Origin of the sequence: Luteimicrobium sp. DT211 (assembly GCF_049844995.1) — a bacterium.
Taxonomy (GTDB): domain Bacteria; phylum Actinomycetota; class Actinomycetes; order Actinomycetales; family Cellulomonadaceae; genus Luteimicrobium.
In genome coordinates, this window is record NZ_JBNCMC010000004.1 from 159,805 (window position 1) to 181,028 (window position 21,224).

General features: G+C 72.4%; 17 protein-coding genes. 14 read left to right on the top strand and 3 right to left on the bottom strand.

Annotated features, from left to right (window positions below):
* The first annotated feature begins 70 nt into the window (after positions 1-70).
* A complete protein-coding gene (locus tag ACLQ14_RS11840) occupies positions 71-997 on the top strand; it encodes a hypothetical protein (RefSeq protein WP_425813185.1) in 927 nt (308 codons plus the stop codon).
* A gap of 43 nt (positions 998-1,040) precedes the next feature.
* Here ACLQ14_RS11840 and disA read toward each other — a convergent pair whose 3' ends face one another.
* Together disA and radA are read right to left on the bottom strand one after the other, a co-directional pair.
* Positions 1,041-2,123: a DNA integrity scanning diadenylate cyclase DisA gene (gene disA / locus ACLQ14_RS11845; RefSeq protein ID WP_425813187.1), complete on the bottom strand. Its 1,083-nt coding sequence runs from the start codon at positions 2,121-2,123 to the stop codon at positions 1,041-1,043.
* Positions 2,124-2,194: 71 nt separating this feature from the next.
* Entirely contained in the window at positions 2,195-3,634 is a 1,440-nt protein-coding gene (gene radA / locus ACLQ14_RS11850) for a DNA repair protein RadA (RefSeq protein ID WP_425813189.1), read from the bottom strand.
* Between the two features lie 106 nt (positions 3,635-3,740).
* Here radA and ACLQ14_RS11855 point away from each other — a divergent pair, with 106 nt between their 5' ends.
* The 6 genes from ACLQ14_RS11855 (at position 3,741) to araA (ending at position 10,418) form a co-directional block, all read left to right on the top strand.
* Positions 3,741-4,388, top strand: coding sequence for a hypothetical protein (locus ACLQ14_RS11855; protein ID WP_425813191.1), 648 nt, complete (start codon positions 3,741-3,743; stop codon positions 4,386-4,388).
* A gap of 62 nt (positions 4,389-4,450) precedes the next feature.
* A complete protein-coding gene (proC, locus tag ACLQ14_RS11860) occupies positions 4,451-5,302 on the top strand; it encodes a pyrroline-5-carboxylate reductase (protein WP_425813193.1) in 852 nt (283 codons plus the stop codon).
* A gap of 1 nt (position 5,303) precedes the next feature.
* Complete coding sequence (locus tag ACLQ14_RS11865; protein WP_425813195.1) at positions 5,304-6,362, top strand: LacI family DNA-binding transcriptional regulator; 1,059 nt, start codon at positions 5,304-5,306, stop codon at positions 6,360-6,362.
* Positions 6,363-6,506: 144 nt separating this feature from the next.
* Complete coding sequence (locus ACLQ14_RS11870) at positions 6,507-8,114, top strand: xylulokinase (RefSeq protein WP_425813197.1); 1,608 nt, start codon at positions 6,507-6,509, stop codon at positions 8,112-8,114.
* A gap of 55 nt (positions 8,115-8,169) precedes the next feature.
* The gene (locus tag ACLQ14_RS11875; protein ID WP_425813199.1) at positions 8,170-8,907 is read left to right on the top strand and encodes an L-ribulose-5-phosphate 4-epimerase; all 738 of its coding nucleotides are present in this window, start codon (positions 8,170-8,172) and stop codon (positions 8,905-8,907) included.
* Positions 8,904-10,418: an L-arabinose isomerase gene (gene araA, locus ACLQ14_RS11880; protein WP_425813200.1), complete on the top strand. Its 1,515-nt coding sequence runs from the start codon at positions 8,904-8,906 to the stop codon at positions 10,416-10,418. The genes ACLQ14_RS11875 and araA overlap by 4 nt, the downstream gene beginning before the upstream one ends.
* Before the next feature lie 129 nt (positions 10,419-10,547).
* On the opposite strand, the gene ACLQ14_RS11885 is transcribed toward araA, so the two are convergent.
* The gene (locus ACLQ14_RS11885; RefSeq protein WP_425813202.1) at positions 10,548-11,534 is read right to left on the bottom strand and encodes a phosphotransferase family protein; all 987 of its coding nucleotides are present in this window, start codon (positions 11,532-11,534) and stop codon (positions 10,548-10,550) included.
* Positions 11,535-11,962: 428 nt separating this feature from the next.
* On the opposite strand from ACLQ14_RS11885, the gene chvE reads away from it, so the two are divergent.
* From chvE to ACLQ14_RS11920, 7 genes are all read left to right on the top strand, one after another.
* Positions 11,963-13,108: a multiple monosaccharide ABC transporter substrate-binding protein gene (gene chvE, locus ACLQ14_RS11890; RefSeq protein WP_425813204.1), complete on the top strand. Its 1,146-nt coding sequence runs from the start codon at positions 11,963-11,965 to the stop codon at positions 13,106-13,108.
* 64 nt (positions 13,109-13,172) lie between these two features.
* The gene (mmsA, locus tag ACLQ14_RS11895) at positions 13,173-14,717 is read left to right on the top strand and encodes a multiple monosaccharide ABC transporter ATP-binding protein (protein WP_425813206.1); all 1,545 of its coding nucleotides are present in this window, start codon (positions 13,173-13,175) and stop codon (positions 14,715-14,717) included.
* The gene (mmsB, locus tag ACLQ14_RS11900) at positions 14,714-15,931 is read left to right on the top strand and encodes a multiple monosaccharide ABC transporter permease (RefSeq protein WP_425813208.1); all 1,218 of its coding nucleotides are present in this window, start codon (positions 14,714-14,716) and stop codon (positions 15,929-15,931) included. The genes mmsA and mmsB overlap by 4 nt, the downstream gene beginning before the upstream one ends.
* 300 nt (positions 15,932-16,231) lie before the next feature.
* Positions 16,232-17,218 (top strand): ABC transporter substrate-binding protein, encoded by a 987-nt coding sequence (locus ACLQ14_RS11905; protein ID WP_425813210.1) that lies wholly within the window; start codon positions 16,232-16,234, stop codon positions 17,216-17,218.
* Positions 17,219-17,327: 109 nt separating this feature from the next.
* The gene (locus ACLQ14_RS11910) at positions 17,328-18,875 is read left to right on the top strand and encodes a sugar ABC transporter ATP-binding protein (protein WP_425813212.1); all 1,548 of its coding nucleotides are present in this window, start codon (positions 17,328-17,330) and stop codon (positions 18,873-18,875) included.
* Positions 18,872-19,954, top strand: coding sequence for an ABC transporter permease (locus tag ACLQ14_RS11915; protein ID WP_425813214.1), 1,083 nt, complete (start codon positions 18,872-18,874; stop codon positions 19,952-19,954). Before ACLQ14_RS11910 ends, ACLQ14_RS11915 begins: the two co-directional genes overlap by 4 nt.
* Positions 19,951-21,126, top strand: coding sequence for an ABC transporter permease subunit (locus ACLQ14_RS11920; protein ID WP_425813215.1), 1,176 nt, complete (start codon positions 19,951-19,953; stop codon positions 21,124-21,126). The genes ACLQ14_RS11915 and ACLQ14_RS11920 overlap by 4 nt, the downstream gene beginning before the upstream one ends.
* Positions 21,127-21,224 lie beyond the last annotated feature (98 nt).

Genomic DNA, 21,224 nt, shown 5'->3' on the forward strand with positions numbered 1-21,224 from the left:
CCCGGGCGCGCCTCGTCCGCGACGCGCGCGCGACCGCTTAGGTTAGGGGCGAGCACGAGGAGGACGCGCAGTGACCAAGCCCCCGGGGAACGGCCGGGACCCCCGACGGGGATCGCCGTCGAGCGGCTCACGCGCACCCGGGGGCGGGCGGGCGCCCTCCGCCGCCCCCCGCGGGGCGGGCCCGCGGCGGCCGCCCCGGGCCGTGTTCTGGCTGCGGCGCGTCGTCGCGCTCGGCCTGGTCGCGCTGGCCGTCGTGGTGGGCGTGCTGGTGGTCAAGGCTGTCGTGCCCGCCGTGTCGAGCGCGCTCGGGGGCGGGGACGAGCCCGTCGTCGCCGGCACGACCGACGCGACCGCCTCCACCACGCCGAGCCCGACCGGCGGGCCTGCCGCCGACTGCACGCCCGCCGACGTCGCGACGAGCGTCGTGCCGACCACACCGATCGTCGTGTGGGGCAAGGGCGTCACGTTCACGGTCCAGGTGCGCAACGTGGGCACCGCGTCGTGCGTGGTCGACGGGTCCGACGCCGCGCGCGCCGTGGTCGTGTCGAAGGGCAGCACCAAGGTCTGGTCGTCGGCCGACTGCGCCGCGACCACCCAGCGGCTCCTGCTCCTCGGGCCCGGCGACGTCGACACGCAGAAGGTCACGTGGGACCGCACCCGCTCGGCGACGCGCTGCGCGACGACGGCGGCGACCAAGGCCGCGGTCACGGCGGGGGGCTACACCGTGACGTCGCGGCTGCTCGGCGTCACGAGCGACCCCGCGCCCGTGACGCTCGCCGCCAAGCCCGACCCGACGCCCACGACGACGCCGACCGGATCGCCGACCACGGCCGGTGGCGGGACGCCCACGTCGGGCGCGACGACGCCGAGCGGCGGCCGGACGCCGTCGGGCACGACCACCGCGCCGACGACGAAGGCGACCACCGAGGCGACCGAACCCGCCACGACGACGAAGCGGAGCGGCGACGCGGACAGCACGTCAGCCGCGCGGGACTGACGGCACCGACCCGGGGCGGGTCCACGCGCGGACGCGCCGCGGGTCAGACGTAGCGCTCGAGGATGCTGGACTCGGCGAGGCGCGACAGGCCCTCGCGGACGGCGCGGGCACGCTGCTCGCCGACGCCGTCGACCTGCATGAGGTCGTCGACGCTCGCCGCCAGGAGCTTCTGGAGGCCGCCGAAGTGGGAGACGAGCCGGTCGACGATCGTCGGGGGCAGGCGGGGGACCTTCGACAGCAGGCGGAACCCGTGCGGGGCGACCGCGGTGTCCAGGGTGTCGCCCGCGCCGGGCAGGTCGAGGACCTTGCTGATGCTCGACGGGTCGAGGAGCTCGTTGGACGACAGCGCGCCCAGCTCGCGCTGGACGGCGGCGAGGGTGCGGGCGCGCGACAGGTCGACGTAGTCCCGGATCACGGAGTCGCGGTCCGAGCCGATCCCGCTGACGAGCTCGTCGAGCTGCAGCGCGAGGAGCCGGCCGTCCGTGCCGAGCTCGATGACGTAGCCGGCGATCTCGTCCGCGATGCGGCTGACCATCTCGAGCCGCTGCACGACGGCGCAGACGTCGCGCACCGTCACGAGGTCCTCGATCTCGAGCGCGGAGAGCGTGCCCGACACCTCGTCGAGGCGCGAGCGGTAGCGCTCGAGCGTCGCGAGGGCCTGGTTGGCGCGCGACAGGATGGTGTCGGAGTCCTCGAGCACGTGCCGGACGCTGCCCACGTACAGGGCGACGATCCGCATCGACTGGGAAACCGAGATGACGGGGAAGCCCGTCTGCTTGGCGACGCGCTCGGCGGTGCGGTGCCGCGTGCCGGACTCGCTCGTCTCGATGCTGGAGTCCGGGAGGAGCTGGACGGCCGCGCGCAGGATGCGGCTCGCGTCGCGGTCGAGGACGACCGCGCCGTCCATCTTCGACAGCTCGCGCAGCCGGGTCGCGGAGAATCCCACGTCGAGCACGAAGCCGCCCGAGCACATGGCCTCGACGGTCTTGTCGAGCCCCAGCACGATGAGGGCGCCCGTCCGGCCGCGCAGGATCCGTTCGAGACTGTCGCGCAGGTCGGTCCCGGGGGCGACGGCGGCCAGCGTCTCGCGCAGGACGAGATCGGTCGAGGGAGGGGTCGGCGCCACGTGCGAATCCTACGCCGAGGCGCCTGGGAGCCGTCGGAGGAGAGCCCGCGCGTCCGCTGCGAACTTCCGGCTCACCGCTCCGCCGTCGCCGACGCGAGCGCCTCCCGCAGCGAGCCGACGCGTGCGACCTTCATCCCCGCGGGCAGGGCGCCGTCGCCCAGGGCGGCCGCGGCGGGCACGACGGCGCGCGTGTAGCCGAGGCGCGCGGCCTCGGCGAGCCGCCGCTCCAGCCCGACGACGGGCCGGAGGTCCCCGGCGAGCCCGACCTCGCCGAACGCGACGGTGCCCGCCGGCAGCGCGGTGTCCTGGTGGGCCGAGAGCACGGCGAGCGCGACGGCGAGGTCGGCCGACGGCTCGCTCGCCCGCGCGCCGCCGATGGTCGAGACGTAGACGTCCTGGTCCATGACGCGGAGGCCGACGTGACGGTGCAGCACCGCGAGGTTCATCGCCAGGCGCGAGGAGTCGATCCCGCTCGTCGCGCGGCGCGGGTTCGCGAGCGCGCTCGGTGCGACGAGCGCCTGGACCTCGAGGACCATCGGGCGGCGCCCCTCGAGCGTGACCGTCACGCACGAGCCCGGGACCCCGGCGCCTGCGCTCGAGAGGAACAGGCCGCTCGGGTCCGGCAGCCCGACGATCCCGGACTCGGAGAGGTCGAAGCAGCCGACCTCGTCGGTGGGCCCGTACCGGTTCTTGACCGCGCGCACGAGCCGGAGCCGGGAGTGGCGGTCGCCCTCGAACTGGCACACCACGTCGACGAGGTGCTCGAGCGTGCGGGGACCGGCGACCGAGCCGTCCTTGGTCACGTGCCCGACGAGCACCACGGGCAGGTCCCGCGACTTCGCGGCCGCGATGATGGCGCCTGCGACCTCGCGCACCTGGCTCGGGCCGCCCGGCGAGCCCTCGACCTCGGCCGAGGCCACGGTCTGGACGGAGTCGAGGACGAGCAGGTCGGGGTCCTCCCGCTCGACGTGCCCCAGGACCGTCGCGAGGTCGGTCTCGGCCACGAGCAGCAGCCCGGGGGCGAGCGCGCCGATCCGCTCGGCCCGCAGCCGCACCTGGCCCGCGGACTCCTCACCCGTGACGTACAGGACGCGAGCGGGCCGTCCGGAGCCGGCGGCCACACCGCGCGCCACGTTCGAGGCGACGGCCAGCAGCAGCGTCGACTTGCCCACCCCCGGCTCGCCGGCCAGCAGGACGACGGCCCCTGGGACGATCCCGCCGCCCAGCACCCGGTCGAGCTCGCCGACGCCGGTGGGGGCGTGCCGGGCCGCGTCGACCTCGATCTGCCCGATCTCGCGGGCCGTGGAGCGCGTCGGGGCGACCGCGACGGTCCGCGGTCCCGCACCGGCCGCGCCCACCTCGGCGACCGTGCCCCACTCCTGGCACTCGCCGCAGCGCCCCACCCACTTGGCCGTCGTCCAGCCGCACTCCGTGCACGCGTACGCGGGACGGACGGCCTTGGCCTGCGAGCGGGCCTGGGATCGCGCGCCGCGGGCGCTGGTGGTGGTCACGGCGGCCACGGTAGCCACGGGGTCCGACACCCCACCCCGCGCGGACACTACGCTGACGCCGATGTCGCGACGACGGCGGCACGGACGGACCGAGAAGGGGCGAGACGTGGCCAACACCGACCAGCACGACCTGCGGGCGGCCTCGCTCGACCGCCGGCACGGCAAGGTGGACCCCGCCGTGTACCGACGGCGGCGCATCGCCGTCGGGACCGCCGCCGCGCTCCTGGCGGTGCTCGTGGTCCTGTTCCTCGCCTACGCATGGCCGGGTTTCGCGCGCTCCGACGACGACGCCGGCGCGGCCGCCACCGTCACCGTCACGCAGCCGGCCCCCACCGCGACCGCCCGGGCCGCCGCCCTCCCGTCGGGGGCGACCGCGTTCCTCAAGGCGACGCCCGGCACCGTGGGGCCGTGGGCGCGGACCGCCGCGAAGCCCGCCGCAGCGGGCGACGCGATCGAGGGCTGGACCGTGACCTACCGGGGCCCGTACGGCGGGGCCGACACGACCGTCGTCCTCCGCACCGCGCAGTTCGACACCGCGGCGCAGGCCGCCGACGCGGCCGCGGCCTCCGCGAGGTCGGGGACGAGCAGCGACACCGGCGACGTCGTCGTGGGCGGCAAGAAGGCCGGGACCTACGCCGTCGTGCCAGGATCGGACGGGAACGCGGAGGTCGTCTGGAGCAACGGCACCGCCGTGCTCGTGGCGGACGGCCCCGAGGATGCCGTCCGATCCTTCTACCTCGCGTTCCCGATGTGACCCCGCCGCCTGATCCGACCCGCCCGACCCGCACGTCCAGCGCAGCACCCCCGGAGGAACCCGTGACCGACCCGACCGCCGTCCAGCCCTCGCCCCGCCTCGCGGTCCTCGGCACCGGCGTCATGGGGGAGGCCGTGCTCGCCGGGGCGCTCGCGGGCGGGTGGTCCGCGGACGACGTCGTCGCGACCGTGCGGCGGCCCGAGCGTGCCGCGGAGCTCGAGCGGGCGCACGGCGTGGCCACGACGACCGACAACCTCGAGGCGGTCCGCGGTGCCGGGGTCGTGCTCGTGGCGGTGAAGCCGAAGGACGTCACCACGCTGCTGCGCGAGGTGGGCGGCGCGCTCGACCCGGGCGCCGTCGTCGTGAGCGTGGTCGCCGGGCTGCCGGCGGCGGCGTTCGAGGCGGCGCTCCCGCCCGGCACGCCCGTCGTCCGCACGATGCCCAACACGCCGGCGCAGGTGGGAGCGGGCGTGACGGCGATCAGCCCGGGCGCCCACGCGACCGACGAGCACCTCGCGCTCGTCGAGCGGCTGCTCGCCGGGACGGGCCTCGTGGTGCGGGTCGCCGAGAAGGACCAGGACGCGGTCTCCGCCGTCTCCGGCTCTGGGCCCGCCTACGTCTTCTACGTCGTCGACGCGCTGGCCGAGGCGGGCGTGCTCCTCGGGCTCACCCGGCAGGTCGCGCTGCAGATCGCCACGCAGACCGTGCTCGGCGCGGGCCGCCTGCTCGACGAGACCGGCGAGCACCCCGCGATCCTGAGGGAGAAGGTGTCGTCGCCGGGCGGGACGACCATCCGCGCCCTGCGCCGGCTCGACGCGGGCGGCGTCCGCGCGGCCTTCCTCGACGCGCTCGAGGCCGCGCACGCCCGCTCCGCCGAGATCGCCGCCGCGTACGCCCCGCGCGCGGAGGGCTGACGTGACCGAGACGGCCGGGAAGGGGCGCGTCGAGGGTCGCCTGCCGTCGATGACCGACGTCGCGCAGGTCGCCGGCGTCTCGCACCAGACGGTCTCGCGTGTCCTCAACGACCACCCCAGCGTGCGGGAGGAGACCCGGACGCGGGTTCTCGAGGCGATCACCCAGCTCGGCTACCGCCGCAACAGCGCCGCCCGCGCGCTCGTGACCCGCCGCACCCGGACGATCGGCATCCTCACGACCGGGTCCGCCCTCTACGGACCTGCGAGCACTGCGGTCGCGGTCGAGGAGGCCGCGCGCGAGCGGGGGTACTTCGTCTCGCTGGCGTCGGTGCGCAGCTTCGAGCGCGCGCGGCTGCGCGAGGCGCTCGACCACTTCATGAGCCAGGGCGTCGAGGGCATCGTCGTGATCGCCCCGCAGGACGACGTCGCCGCGGCGGTCGAGTCCATCGAGACCGGCCTCCCGGTGGTCATGATCGCGGCGCTCGACTCCGAGCCGGCGCGCTCGGGGACGATCGCGATCGCCGTCGACCACCGCCTGGGCGCCTACCGGGCCACGCAGCACCTGCTCGACCTGGGGCACGACACGGTCGTCCACCTCGGCGGTCCCGTGGACTGGTTCGACGCCCGCCAGCGCGAGCGCGGCTGGCGCGAGGCGCTCGAGGAGCGGGGGCGCGAGGTGCCCGACGTCGTCCGGTGCGACTGGTCCGCGCGCTCGGGCTACGAGGCGGCGCGGCGGCTGGGACGGCGGGTCCGCGCGGGCGGCGGGCCCACCGCGGTGTTCGCGGCGAACGACCAGCTCGCGCTCGGCGTCCTGCGGGCCCTGTGGGAGCAGGGCGTGGACGTGCCCGGCGACCTGTCGGTCGTCGGCTTCGACGACATCGACGGCGCCGCGTACTTCGTCCCGTCGCTGACGACCGTGAGCCAGCCGTTCGTGTCGCTCGGGCGCCGGTGCCTGCAGGCGCTCGCCGAGGCGATCGAGGGCGCGGAGGTCGGGCGCCGCCTCCTGATCGAGCCGATGCTGGTGCTGCGGGCGAGCAGCGGGCCGCCGCGTTCCGCGTGAGGCGCGCGGGTTGACAGCACCGCGGGTGTGAGCGCTAACATCGCCACGCCGATGAAATGTGAGCGCTAACAGGCGCGGTCGGCGCCAGTGCAGCATCAGCAGAGCCCGGTGCCGGAGCCGGGGAGAGTCGAGGAGGACGCTCGGATGGCCCAGCTAGCGCGCGACACAATCGCCGCCGGAGGCGCCACGCTCGGTATCGAGCTCGGCTCCACGCGCATCAAGGCGTGCCTCGTCGCGCCCGACGGGACGCCGCTCGCCTCGGGCGACCACGCCTGGGAGAACCGCCTCGAGGACGGGCACTGGACCTACGGCCTGGACGCGGTCTGGGCCGGGCTCCGGGAGTGCTACGCGTCGCTCGTCGAGGACGCGGAGCGTCGTCACGGCGTCCGCCCCACGAGCTACCGGGCTCTCGGCGTGTCCGCGATGATGCACGGCTACCTCGCGTTCGACGCCGAGGGCGAGCTGCTCGTCCCGTTCCGGACCTGGCGCGACACGACCACCGAGCGCGCCGCCGAGGAGCTCACCGAACTCTTCGGCCACAACGTCCCGCTGCGCTGGTCCGTCGCTCACCTCTACCAGGCGGTGCTCGACGACGAGCCCCACGTCCCGCAGGTCCGCTCGCTCACGACGCTCGCCGGGTACGTGCACCGGCGCCTCACCGGCCGCAACGTCCTCGGGATCGGCGACGCGTCGGGGATGTTCCCGGTCGACCCGGCCGCCAAGACGTACGACCGCCGCATGCTCGACCAGTTCGACCGGCTCGTCGCCGACCGCCGGCCCGGCCTCCCGGTGCGCGCGCTCGAGGAGCTGCTGCCCGAGGTCCTGCTCGCCGGGCACGAGGCCGGCACGCTCACCGCCGACGGCGCGGCGCTGCTCGACCCCACGGGCGCGCTGCGGCCCGGCGTGCCGCTCTGCCCGCCCGAGGGCGACGCGGGCACGGGCATGGTCGCCACGCACGCCGTCGCGCCCCGGACGGGGAACGTCAGCGTCGGCACGAGCATCTTCGCGATGGTCGTGCTCGAGAAGCCGCTCGACACCGTCCATCCCGAGCTCGACCTCGTGACGACGCCCGCCGGCGACCTCGTTGCGATGGTCCACTGCAACAACGGCGCGAGCGAGCTCGGCGCCTGGGCCGGTCTCTTCGGGCGGTTCGCGGAGCTCGTGGCCCCCGACGGCGCGGCGCCCGACGCCGACGCCGTGTTCGCCACGCTGCTGCGCGAGGCGCTCGAGGGCGACGCCGACGCGGGCGGCCTGACCGCCTACAACTACCTGTCCGGCGAGCCCGTCACGGGCCTGACCGAGGGGCGTCCGCTGCTCGTGCGCGGGCCAGACAGCGCCTTCACGCTCGCCAACCTCGTGCGGGCTCAGGTCTATGCGGCGTTCGGCGCGCTGAGCCTCGGGATGCGCGTGCTCGACGCCGAGGGCGTCGGGCTCGACACGATGGTCGCGCACGGCGGCCTGTTCCGGACGCAGGGCGTGGCGCAGCGGCTCCTCGCAGCGGCGCTCGGCGCCCCCGTCGCCGTCGGGACGTCGGCCGGCGAGGGCGGGGCGTGGGGCATCGCCGTCCTCGCCGCCTACCTCGGCGACGAGTCCGGGCACGACCTGGCCGGGTACCTCGACGAGCACGTCTTCGCGGGGACCGAGGTGGAGGTCGCCGACCCCGACCCGGCCGACGTCGCGGGCTACGCGCGGTTCCTCGAGCGCTACACGGCCGGCCTCGCCGTCGAGCAGGCCGCGACCGCCGTGCTCTGACCCCGCCGCGGCCCGGCCGCGCACCTACTCCTACCCCGAAGCTGGAGGACCTCCGATGACAGCCCCCTACCCCGACGCGCTGCGTCCCGCCGTGGACGCCGCGCGCGCCCAGGTCGCGGCGCTCCACGCCGAGCTCCCGCGCTGGGGCCTCGTCGTGTGGACCGCCGGCAACGTCTCGCAGCGCGTCGTCGTCGACGCGGCCGCGGGCCCCGGCCCGGACGACCTGCTCGTCATCAAGCCGTCGGGCGTGACCTACGACGAGCTCACGCCCGAGGCCATGGTCGTCTGCGACCTCGACGGGAACCTGCTGGAGGGCGACCGCAGCCCGTCGTCGGACACGGCCGCTCACGCCTACGTGTACCGGGAGCGGGCCGACGTGGGCGGCGTCGTGCACACGCACTCGACCTACGCGACGGCGTGGGCGGCGCGCGGCGAGGAGATCCCCTGCGTGCTGACGATGATGGCCGACGAGTTCGGCGGCCCCGTGCCGGTCGGCCCGTTCGCGATCATCGGCGACGACTCGATCGGACGCGGGATCGTCGAGACCCTCGCGGGCTCCCGGTCGCCCGCCGTCCTGATGCGCAACCACGGCCCGTTCACGATCGGGCGCGACGCGAAGGGCGCCGTCAAGGCTGCCGTCATGCTCGAGGAGGTGGCGCGGACCATCCACATCTCGCGCCAGCTCGGCGAGCCGCTCACCATCGACCCGGTCGACGTCGACCGGCTCTACGACCGCTACCAGAACGTCTACGGGCAGGGGCCCGCCACGAGCACCGAGGAGACACACGCATGAGCGCCGTCAGCCCGTTCGAGGGCAAGGAGATCTGGTTCCTCACGGGGTCGCAGGACCTGTACGGCGAGGACGTCCTCGCGCAGGTCGCCGCGCAGTCGCAGGAGGTCGCTGCCGCGCTCGACGCGGCGTCGGCGGTGCCCGTGCGCGTCGTCTGGAAGCCCGTGCTCAAGGACAGCGAGTCGATCCGCCGCGCCGTCCTGGACGCCAACGCCGACGACCGCTGCATCGGCCTCGTCGCGTGGATGCACACGTTCAGCCCCGCCAAGATGTGGATCCGCGGCCTCGACGCCCTCGCGACGCCGCTGCTGCAGCTCCACACCCAGGCGAACGTCGAGCTGCCGTACGACGCCATCGACATGGACTTCATGAACCTCAACCAGGCCGCCCACGGCGACCGGGAGTTCGGGTACATCCTCAGCCGGATGAACGTGCCGCGGAAGGTCGTCGTCGGGCACGCGACGCACGCGCCCGTGCAGGCCCAGGTCGGCACGTGGGCCCGCGCGGCCGCCGGGTACGCGGAGCTGCGTGGCATGCGGCTCGCCCGGTTCGGCGACAACATGCGCAACGTCGCGGTCACCGAGGGCGACAAGACGGAGGCCGAGGTGCACTTCGGCGTTTCCGTGAACACATGGGGCGTGAACGACTTGGTGGCCCGCGTGGACGCGGTGTCCGACGCCGAGATCGACGTGCTCGTCAAGGAGTACGAGGAGCTGTACGACGTCGTCCCCGAGCTCCGGGCGGGCGGCGAGCGGCACGAGTCGCTGCGCTACGGCGCCCGCATCGAGGCCGGGCTGCGCTCGTTCCTCGAGGAGGGCGGGTTCGGCGCCTTCACGACGAGCTTCGAGGACCTCGGCGGGCTGCGCCAGCTCCCCGGCCTCGCCGTGCAGCGCCTCATGGCCGACGGCTACGGGTTCGGCGCCGAGGGCGACTGGAAGACGGCCGTGCTCGTCCGGGTCACCAAGGTCATGGGCCACGGGCTGCCGGGCGGCGCGTCGCTCATGGAGGACTACACCTACGACCTCACGCCCGGGTCCGAGGTCATCCTCGGCGCCCACATGCTCGAGGTCTGCCCGACGCTCACCACCGCGCGGCCTCGGCTCGAGATCCACCCGCTCGGCATCGGCGACCGCGAGGACCCCGTGCGCCTCGTGTTCGAGGCCGACGCCGGCCCGGGCGTCGTCGTCGCGATGAGCGACATGCGCGACCGGTTCCGGCTCGTCGCGAACGTCGTGGACGTCGTCGAGGCGCCGCACGACCTGCCGAGGCTCCCCGTGGGGCACGCCCTGTGGGCGCCGCAGCCCGACCTGGCGTCGTCGGCGGGGGCCTGGCTCCTCGCGGGGGCTGCCCACCACACCGTGATGACGACGGCGCTCGGCGTCGAGGTCTTCGAGGACCTTGCACGGATGTCGGAGACCGAGCTCCTCACGATCGACGCCACGACGACGCAGCGCGGGTTCGAGCGCGAGCTGCGGTGGAACGCCGTCTACCACCGGGTGGCCGACGGCATCTGACGGGTCCACCGGGTCGCCGACGGGGTCTGAGCCGCCGCCGGCCTGGTTCCTCCGCCCTCGGGCGGCGACGCAGCACCGGACCCCCGCGCGGGGGACCGGTGCTGCGTCGTGCCCGACGCCGGTCTCCGCCTACCTCGGACGGCCGAGGAGGCCCATCGCGACGTCGAGCTGCTCGCCCGCCCACCGCACCTGCGCTTGCGGCTGTCGACGGTAGGTCGTCTCGACGAGCATCGTGACGGCGAGCCACAGGGTGTAGAGGCGCCGGCGTGTGCGCTGGGAGTCCGTGAGCTCGGTGAGGCCGAAGCCGCGCGCGAACGGCGCCGGGTCGGGGAAGCCGGGCAGGTCGAGGCCGGTGAGGCCGGCCTCCATGAGCGGGTCGCCGAACATGGCGCGCTCGTGGTCGATGACCGCGACGATCCGCCCGTCGCGGATCATCGAGTTCTTCATCCACAGGTCGACCTCGACGAACCGTGGCTCGGTGACGTCGTCGAGGGCGTCGGCGTGCTCGTCCCAGGCGTGGCGGACGTCGTCGTAGGTCCGGCCGAGGTCGACGGCGACCCTCGCGCCGTCCGCCAGGACGTCCTCGAACCACGCCGTCGCGGCGGCGCGCCAGGTCGCGAAGCCGGGGCCCTCGAGCGGGCCGAAGTGCGGTCCGACGATCTCGGTCAGCGCGCGGTTGACCGCGCCGAGGTGCTCGAAGCCGGCCTCCACCACCTCCGGCGGCAGCTCGCCTGCCTCGGCGGCGATCCCGAAGCACGGCGCGTCGACGTACTCCATGAAGAAGTAGTCGGCGTAGATCAGCTCGCCCGACAGGTCGACGAAGTCGACCCGCGGGATCGGGACGTCCGACCGGCGCCGCACGAGCTCCATGGCCGCGAGCTCGTTACGCATCATCCCGTGCTCGCGGGACATCAGGGCCACGTCAGCCGGCGGCGCGATCTTGAGCACCACCTGGGCGCCGTCCCGCAGCCGGATCCGGTACAGGGCGTTGAAGAACCCGTACGACAGCTCCGTCGCGAAGTCGTCCGCGTCCGGGACCTGCTCGGGGCCGTAGGCGCGTGCGACCATCCGCCGCAGCGTCGCGGGCGGCTGCCGGTTCTTGGTGATGCTCTCCACGTGCCCTGCTCCCGGAGTCCTGTCGGCTTCGTCGCACATCGCGGGCCCCCGGGCCACAGGGAACCGGGGCAAGTATCTACCACTCGGTCGGGTTTGTGCTGCGGTGCCCGCGACCGCAGCGGCGGCTGCCCGGCCGTCCGTGCAGGTGAGCGGGGTCGCCGGCCCTGGTCACCGCAACCGCCAACAAGGTTGCCTGATGGTCATTTGACATCGCTGTCCTTGTGAGCGTTAACATGCCGACCTGCCGTCAGTGGACGTGACGTCCGCCGCGGCACCGGGCCGGTCGCACCGAGGCGTCCGGCGGATCTCACCGAGGAGGCCCGCGTATCAGGACTCGTCCACGGGGACGGGCGTACCACGCCCGCCCTGGCGCCCGGGCGGCGACCGCCGCTCCGCAGCCGGGCGCAGCACCGCACCAAGGAGGAACAGTGAAGTTCTCGACACGCAAGACGGCGGTGGCACTCGTCGCCGCCGGTCTGCTGGTCACGACGGCCGCCTGCTCGGGCGGCGGCCGCGGCGGCTCGGGGGGTGGCGACGCCGGCTCGACCACCGACTCGAAGGGGGCGCTCGTCGGCATCGAGATGCCGACCAAGGTCGACCAGCGCTGGATCCAGGACGGCGACAACGTCGTGAAGTACCTCAAGGCCGCCGGTTACAAGACGGACCTCGAGTACGCCGACAACGACATCCCGACCCAGGGCCAGCAGATCGAGACCATGATCACCAAGGGCGCGAAGGTCATCATCATCGCGTCCATCGACGGTGGCGCGCTCGGCCAGCAGCTCGACGACGCGAAGGCCGCGGGCGTCAAGGTCATCGCCTACGACCGCCTGCTCACGGGGAACGAGAACGTGGACTACTACGCCACGTTCGACAACTTCAAGGTCGGCGTCCAGCAGGCCAACTCGCTCCTGACGGGCCTCGGCTACCTGGACGCGAGCGGCGCCAAGACGGGCAAGAAGGGCCCGTGGCACGTCGAGCTCTTCGCGGGCAGCCCCGACGACAACAACGCCACGTTCTTCTACAACGGCGCGATGAGCGTCCTCAAGCCGCTGATCGCCGACGGCACGCTCGTCGTCACCAGCGGGCAGACCGGGTTCAGCCAGATCGCCATCCAGGGCTGGGACCCCGCGACCGCGAAGCACCGCATGGACGACCTGCTCGCCAAGAGCTACTCGAGCGGCAAGATCAAGCTCGACGGCGTGCTGTCGCCGTACGACGGCCTCTCGAACGGCATCCTGTCGGCGCTCACGGCGGGCGGCTACAAGCCGAACACCAGCGACTGGCCGGTCGTCACCGGGCAGGACGCCGAGGTCACGAGCGTCAAGAACATCGCCAAGGGCGAGCAGTACTCGACGATCTTCAAGGACACCCGCAAGCTCGCGCAGCAGGCGGTCGACATGACCGAGGCGCTGCTCCAGGGCAAGTCGCCGGAGATCAACGACACCAAGAGCTACGACAACGGCAAGAAGGTCGTGCCGACGTACCTGCTGCCGCCCGTCGTCGTGACCAAGGAGAACTACCAGAAGGAGCTCATCGACAGCGGCTACTACTCCGAGGACGACCTCAAGTAGCCCGACGCAGGTCCCACCGGGGCGGGCGCCGGACGGGCGCCCGCCCCCGCGGTCAGGAGGAGACATGGCCGAGGACACCATCCTCGAGATGCGGTCCATCACCAAGGAGTTCCCCGGCGTCAGGGCGCTCGACGACGTCACCCTGAAGGTCCGGCGCGGCGAGGTCCACGCGATCTGCGGCGAGAACGGCGCCGGCAAGTCGACGCTGATGAACGTGCTGTCGGGGGTGTACCCGCACGGCTCCTACAGCGGCGACATCGTCTACGACGGCGAGGTGTGCCGGTTCGGGTCGACGCACGACTCGGAGCGCGCCGGGATCGTGATCATCCACCAGGAGCTCGCGCTCAGCCCGTACCTCACGATGGCGGAGAACGTCTTCATCGGGAACGAGCGGGCGAGGCGCGGCTGGATCAGCTGGAACCGCACCGAGGGCGAGGCCAAGCGGTACCTCGAGCGGGTCGGGCTGCACGACAACCCGAGCACCAAGGTCCTGGACCTGGGCGTCGGCAAGCAGCAGCTCGTCGAGATCGCGAAGGCGCTGGCGAAGGACGTCGAGCTGCTCATCCTCGACGAGCCGACCGCCGCGCTCAACGACGACGACGCGGGCCACCTGCTCGACCTCGTCCTCGAGCTCAAGGCCGAGGGCGTGACGTCGATCCTCATCTCGCACAAGCTGAACGAGATCAAGAAGGTCGCGGACTCCGTGACGATCATCCGCGACGGGCGGACCATCGAGACGCTCGACGCCATGTCCGCCGAGGTCACCGAGGAGCGGATCATCCGCGGCATGGTCGGGCGCGACATGACGCACCGCTTCCCCGAGCGGGAGCCGCGGATCGGTCCCGAGCTCTTCCGGGTCGAGGACTGGACGGTCCACCACCCCATGGACCGCGAGCGCGTCGTCGTCGACCACGCGAACCTCACGGTCCACGCGGGGGAGATCGTCGGGATCGCCGGGCTCATGGGCGCGGGACGCACCGAGCTGGCGATGAGCGTGTTCGGGCACAGCTGGGGCGTCGGCATCTCGGGCACCGCGTACAAGCGCGGCGAGCCGGTCGACCTGCGGTCCGTGCACGCCGCCGTCGCGCACGGGATCGCGTACGCCACGGAGGACCGCAAGCAGTACGGGCTCAACCTCATCGACGACATCGCGCGGAACATCTCCGCCGCGGGCCTGCGCAAGCTCGCCCGGGCGGGGTGGGTCGACGCGAACGCCGAGCACGTCGTCGCCGAGCGCTACCGCCGCGACATGAACATCAAGGCCCCGTCCGTGAACGCGGTCGTGGGCAAGCTCTCGGGCGGCAACCAGCAGAAGGTCGTCCTGTCCAAGTGGATGTACACCGACCCCGACGTGCTGTTCCTCGACGAGCCCACGCGCGGCATCGACGTCGGGGCGAAGTACGAGATCTACACGATCATCCACGAGCTCGCGGCCGCCGGTAAGGGCATCGTCATGATCTCGTCCGAGCTGCCCGAGCTCCTCGGCATGTGCGACCGGATCTACACGATTTCCGAGGGAGTCGTCACGGCCGACGTCCCGCGCGCGGAGGCCACGCCGGAACGGCTCATGCACCACATGACCGCAGTCAAGGAAGAGGACCACGAATGAGCGCCGAGACGCGCGTCCCGACGACCGAGAACGCCTGGCGGACCGGGATGTCGTACCTGGCGGGGCAGCTGCGGCAGGTGGGGCTGTTCATCGCCCTGATCGTCATCGTCCTGGTCTTCCAGGGGCTGACGGGCGGGGTGACGCTCAGCTCGCGCAACGTGTCGAACCTGGTCGTCCAGAACAGCTACATCCTGATCCTCGCGATCGGCATGGTGATGGTCATCATCGCCGGCCACATCGACCTGTCGGTCGGGTCGGTCGTCGCGGTGATCGGGGCCCTCGCCGGCGTCCTGAACAGCAAGCACGGGGTGCCCTGGTGGGCGACCATCCTGCTCTGCCTGCTGGCCGGCGCCGTCATCGGGGCCTGGCAGGGGTACTGGGTCGCGTACTTCAAGATCCCGGCTTTCATCGTCACGCTCGCCGGCATGCTCCTGTTCCGGGGGCTCGCGCAGATCCTCCTGCACAACACCCAGATCTCCCCGTTCGACGACGCCTTCCGCAAGATCGGGTCCGGCTTCCTGCCCGACCTCGGTCACGGCACGTCGTACTTCGAGCCGCTGACCATGATCCTCGCCGTGGTGGCGGTCGTGGCGCTCGTCCTGCAGGCCGTGCGCACCCGCCGCAGCAGGGCGGTCAACGGGCTGTCGCTCGAGCCCCTGCCGTGGTTCGTCGTGAAGAACGCCTTCATGGCCGTCCTGATCCTCGGCATCGGCTGGCTGCTCGCGACCTACCGCGGCACGCCCGTCGTCCTCGTGATCCTGGGCGTCCTCGTCGTCGCGTACTCGGCCGTGATGGCCAGCTCGGTCTTCGGGCGCCAGGTCTACGCCATCGGCGGCAACCTGCGCGCCGCGGAGCTCTCCGGCGTCAACACGCGCCGCGTGACGTTCCTCCTGTTCGTGAACATCGGCGTGCTGGCGGCGCTCGCGGGCCTCGTCTTCACGGCCCAGCTCAACCTCGCCGGCCCCAGCGCGGGTGACGGGTTCGAGCTCGACGCGATCGCCGCCGTCTTCATCGGCGGCGCCGCCGTCACCGGCGGCGTCGGGACCATCGGCGGCGCGATCGTCGGTGGCCTCATCATCGGGATCCTCAACAACGGCATGACCATCCTCGGGCTCGGGACCGAGTGGCAGCAGTTCATCAAGGGCCTCGTGCTCCTGGCTGCCGTCGCGTTCGACGTCGCCTCCAAGCGGCGGGCGGGGCGGGCGCTGTCCTGAGGCACCGTGACGAGGCGAGGTCGGGCGGCAGCTGCCGCCCGACCCCGCTCCGTCGTCTACGACGTCAGCGTGGACGCACGGAGTGTCGCCGCCGGTGCTCGTGGCGTCACCGTCGTCGAATCGCGCGTCACCGTCGGTGAGCAGCCTGGGTCACAGTTTGGTCTCGTCCTTGACGGGGCCCACCGTGTGAGCGCTAACATCCCTCATGAAGCGCATGTGAGCGCTAACACGACCCGCCGGAGACGGCGGTGGACCACCACAGCAGTCCGGCCGGAGAGGGCCGGGTCTCAAGGAGGAGACATGAACACCACCCGTACCCGGCGCGTCGTCGCCGGCGCCGTGGCGGCCCTCGCGGCCGTGACCCTCGCCGCCTGCAGCGGCGGCTCGTCCGGCTCGGACGACACCAAGGGGGGCGGCGGCGGAGCAGGCGGCACCGTCAAGGTCGGCTTCTCGCAGCTCGGCGCCGAGTCCGGCTGGCGCACCGCCAACACGGACTCCGTCAAGGCGGCCTTCACCAAGGACAAGGGCTTCGACCTGACGTTCGTGGACGCGCAGCAGAAGCAGGAGAACCAGATCAAGGCGATCCGCGACTTCATCGACCAGGGCGTCGACGCGATCGCGTTCTCGCCCGTCGTGGAGACCGGCTGGGACGAGGTCCTCCAGGAGGCCAAGGACGCCGAGATCCCCGTCGTCCTCGTCGACCGCACGGTGAAGACGAGCGTGTCCGACCCGTACGCGACGTACATCGGCAACGACTTCACCAAGGAGGGCGAGACCGCGGTCGCCTGGATCAAGAAGAACGCAGCTGACGCGAAGATCTTCGAGCTCCAGGGCACCCTCGGCTCGTCGGCCCAGGTCGACCGGGAGAAGCCGGTCGACGCCGAGCTCGGCAGCCAGATCATCGGCAAGGCGTCCGGCAACTTCACGCGCGCCGAGGGCAAGGCCGCGACCGAGGCCGCGCTCCAGGCGTACCCCGACATGACGATGATCGTGTCCCACAACGACGACATGGCCCTCGGCGCCATCGAGGCCATCCAGGCTGCCGGCAAGAAGCCCGGCACCGACATCAAGATCGTCTCGTTCGACGGCGTGCACGACGGCCTCCAGGCCCTGCACGACAAGAAGTTCAACTACGTCGTCGAGTGCAACCCGGTCTACGGCGACCAGATCGCCGACCTGGTGAAGAAGGTCGTGTCCGGCGACGACGTCCCGAAGCGGACGATCGTCCCCGACGAGGCGTTCGACCAGACGATCACGCAGGAGACCATCGACGCGCGCAAGTACTGACGCGTCCCGGGCGCCCGCGCGAGACCCGCGCGGGCGCCGTCGGCGGCGGGCCGGACCGAACCGCCCGCGGCCACTCCTCAGCACAACCACCGCAGGACGGAAGACACAGATGTCCCCCACGTCCACGACGGCCAGCGCGCCAGTCGTCCAGATGACCGGGATCACGATCGAGTTTCCCGGCGTCAAGGCCCTCGACGGGGTCGACCTCACGCTCCGCCCGGGAGAGGTCCACGCCCTCATGGGCGAGAACGGCGCCGGAAAGTCCACCATGATCAAGGCGCTCACCGGCGTCTACCGGATCGACTCCGGGTCCATCACGGTCGCCGGCGAGGACCGCCGCTTCGACGGACCTGCCGACGCGCAGGGCGCCGGGGTCAGCACGGTCTACCAGGAGGTGAACCTCGCCCCCAACCTCTCCGTCGCGGAGAACATCATGCTGGGGCACGAGATCCGGCTCGGGCCGTTCGTGAACTGGCCGGCCACGCGCCGCGCGGCCCGCACCTACCTGAGCCGGCTCGGCCTCGACCTCGACCCGATGTCGATGCTCGGCTCGCACTCGATCGCGATCCAGCAGCTCTGCGCGATCGCGCGGGCCATGGTCGTCGACGCCAAGGTGCTCATCCTCGACGAGCCCACCTCGAGCCTCGACAAGGCCGAGGTCGCGCAGCTCTTCGACGTGATTCGGCAGCTGCGGGACGAGGGCGTCGCGATCCTGTTCGTCTCCCACTTCCTCGACCAGATCTACGAGATCACCGACCGGCTCACCGTCCTGCGGAACGGCCGCCTCGTCGGCGAGTACCTCACCGCGGAGCTGCCCCGCCTGGAGCTCGTCTCGAAGATGGTGGGCCGCGCGAGCGAGGACCTGGCGGACATCGAGAAGGCCGCCCGGCACGCCGCGGCCCACGCCGACGAGGGTCGCGCGCCCGTCCTCCAGGCGATCGGCCTGGGCCGTGAGGGCACCGTCGAGCCGTTCGACCTCGACCTGTTCGAGGGCGAGATCGTCGGGATCGCCGGCCTGCTCGGCTCGGGCCGCACCGAGGTCGCCCGGCTCCTGTTCGGGGCCGACCGCGCCGACGGCGGCACGCTGTCCGTCCACGGCACGAACGTCCGAACAGCCAGCCCGCTGGGCTCGCTGCAGCGCGGGGTCGCGCTCGCGTCGGAGGACCGCAAGAAGGAGGGGATCATCGGGGACCTCAGCGTCCGCGAGAACATCGCCCTCGCCATGCAGGCCGAGCGCGGTGCGTGGCGGCGGCTCCCCGCGAAGGAGCTCGACGCGACCGTCGCGAAGTACATGGAGGCGCTCGCGATCCACCCCGCGAACCCCGACGCCCTCATCAAGAACCTCTCGGGCGGCAACCAGCAGAAGGTCCTCCTGGCCCGCTGGCTCGCCACCGCCCCCCAGCTCCTCCTGCTCGACGAGCCCACCCGCGGCATCGACGTGGGCGCCAAGGCCGAGATCCAGCGGCTCGTGGCCCAGCTCGCGAGCGAAGGGATGAGCGTCGTCTTCATCTCCTCCGAGCTCGAGGAGGTGCTCCGGCTGTCCCACCGGGTCGTCGTCATGCGTGACCGTCAGAAGATCGGCGAGATCACCAACAACCCGGATGTCACCGCCAGCACCGTCCTCGAGACCATCGCAGCAAGCGGGAGCGCGTCATGACCGGCACCGTCGCCACCACCACCAGCTCGGGCCTGCGCCCGAGGGTCGACCGACTCGTCCGGCACAACCTGTTCTGGCCGATCGTGGCCCTCGTCGTGCTGCTGCTCGCGTGCGGGATCGTCAGCCCCGGCTTCCTCGACGTCACCGTCCAGGACGGCCACCTGTTCGGCCAGATCGTCGACATCCTGCGACAGAGCGCGACGCCGCTGCTCCTCGCGACGGGCATGTGCCTCGTGATCGCGACGGGCGGCATCGACCTGTCGGTGGGCGCCGTGATGGCGATCTCGCTCGCCGTGTCGCTCACGTACATCGCGGAGTCCGGTAGCGGCACCACGGTCGGGACCGCGCTGACGGGCCTCGCGCTGGGCCTCGTGGTCGCCCTCGCGATCGGCACGTTCAACGGGTTCCTCGTGACCGTGCTCGGGATCCAGCCGTTCATCGCGACCCTGATCCTCATGATCGCGGGCCGCGGCATCGCGATGCTCATCACCAAGGGGCAGATCACGACCGTGACGAGCCCGCCGTTCAAGGCGATCGGCGCGGGGTACCTGTTCGGCATCCCCATGCCCGTGATCATCGCGGGCGGCGTGTTCGTGCTCGTCGCGCTGCTCGTGCGCCGCACGGCCCTCGGCATGCTGCTCGAGGCCATCGGCATCAACCGTGAGGCCAGCCGGCTCGCGGGCGTGAAGTCGCGCAACATCACCTGGTTCGTCTACGCGTTGTGCGGCCTGCTCGCGGGTCTCGCGGGCATCGTCTACGGCGCGCCGACCATGGCGGCCGACGCCAACAACGTGGGCCTCATGAAGGAGCTCGACGCGATCATGGTCGTCGTCCTCGGCGGCACCAAGCTCGAGGGGGGCAAGTTCTCGCTCGCGGGCTGCGTCGTCGGCGCGCTCATCCTGTCGACGCTCGAGCGTGCGGTCGTGATCTTCCACCTGCCGACCCAGGTGACGCCGCTCTTCAAGGCGCTCATCCTCATCATCGTCTGCGTCGCGGGCTCCGAGCGCCTCCGGTCCCGCGTGGGCTCCGTGCCCCGCTCGCGGCCGCAGGCCCCCGTCGCCGCGGAGGTGGCCGCATGACCAGCACTCAGACCCCCGCCCCGACGACGACGTCACGTGCGTCGGGCGGTACAGTCCCCGCCGGCGGTGGCCGCGCGGGCTTCGGTGGCGTGGCCCGCAGGTGGGGGCACCGCCTGGCGGACCGGCGCTTCCTGCCGGTCGCGGGCGCGCTCCTCACCCTGGTCCTGATCCTCGTGATCGGCCAGGCGCGCTACTCCACGGACACGCGCAACTTCGTCAACATGCGCCTGTTCTCGAACCTGCTCGTCGACAACTCGTACCTCCTGGTGCTGGCCGTCGGGATGACTTTCGTGATCCTCACGGGCGGGATCGACCTGTCCGTCGGTGCGGTCGTGGCGCTCGTCGGCCTGATCGTCGCGAAGCTGCTGATCCTCGGTGTCCCGCTGCCGTTCGTGCTGCTCGCGGGCGTGCTCACGGGGACGGTGTTCGGCCTGCTCATCGGGGTGCTGGTCCAGTACTTCTCGATCCAGCCGTTCATCGCGTCGCTCGCGGCGATGTTCCTCGCGCGCGGCCTGTGCAACCTCGTGAGCGTGGAGTCCCTCGCGATCGAGGACAAGGACTTCACGGCCCTCGCGTCCTGGCGGATCAAGTTCGGGCACGGTCCGAGCATCTGGTACATCAACCTGTCGATGATCGTCGCGGTCGTCGTCGTCCTGATCGCCGTCTACCTGCTGCACTACACGCGGTTCGGCCGCACCGTGTACGGGCTCGGGGCCGGCGACGGCGGCCAGGCGGTCGGCCTCATGGGCCTGCGGGCGGCGCGTACCAAGGTGTGGGTCTACGTCGTCTCCGGCACGTGCGCGGGGATCGCGGGCATCCTGTTCGCCTTCTACACGCGGTCCGGGTTCAACCTCACCGGCATCGGCATGGAGCTCGACGCGATCGCGTCCGTCGTCATCGGCGGAGCGATGCTCACGGGCGGCAGCGGGTTCGTGCTCGGCTCGGTCGTGGGCGTGCTCGTCTACGGCCTCATCCAGGTGCTCATCGCCCGCGAGGGCCTCGACTCCTGGTGGACGAAGGTCTTCATCGGCGCCGTGCTGCTGCTGTTCGTGCTGCTGCAGCGGGCCCTGAGCACCGGCCAGACGCGCCGGCGCAAGAAGAACAAGGACGAGAGCCCGGCGGCGCCCGCCGACGCTCCGCCCCCCGCTCCTGCGGCCCCGTCGGTCGGCTGACCGGGTCGCACGCACCAGACGCAGCACCCGCACCACCGCGGTACACGCACCACCCCCGGACGAGGAGGACCCCGCCCCGCGCCCCTGGCTGCCACCAG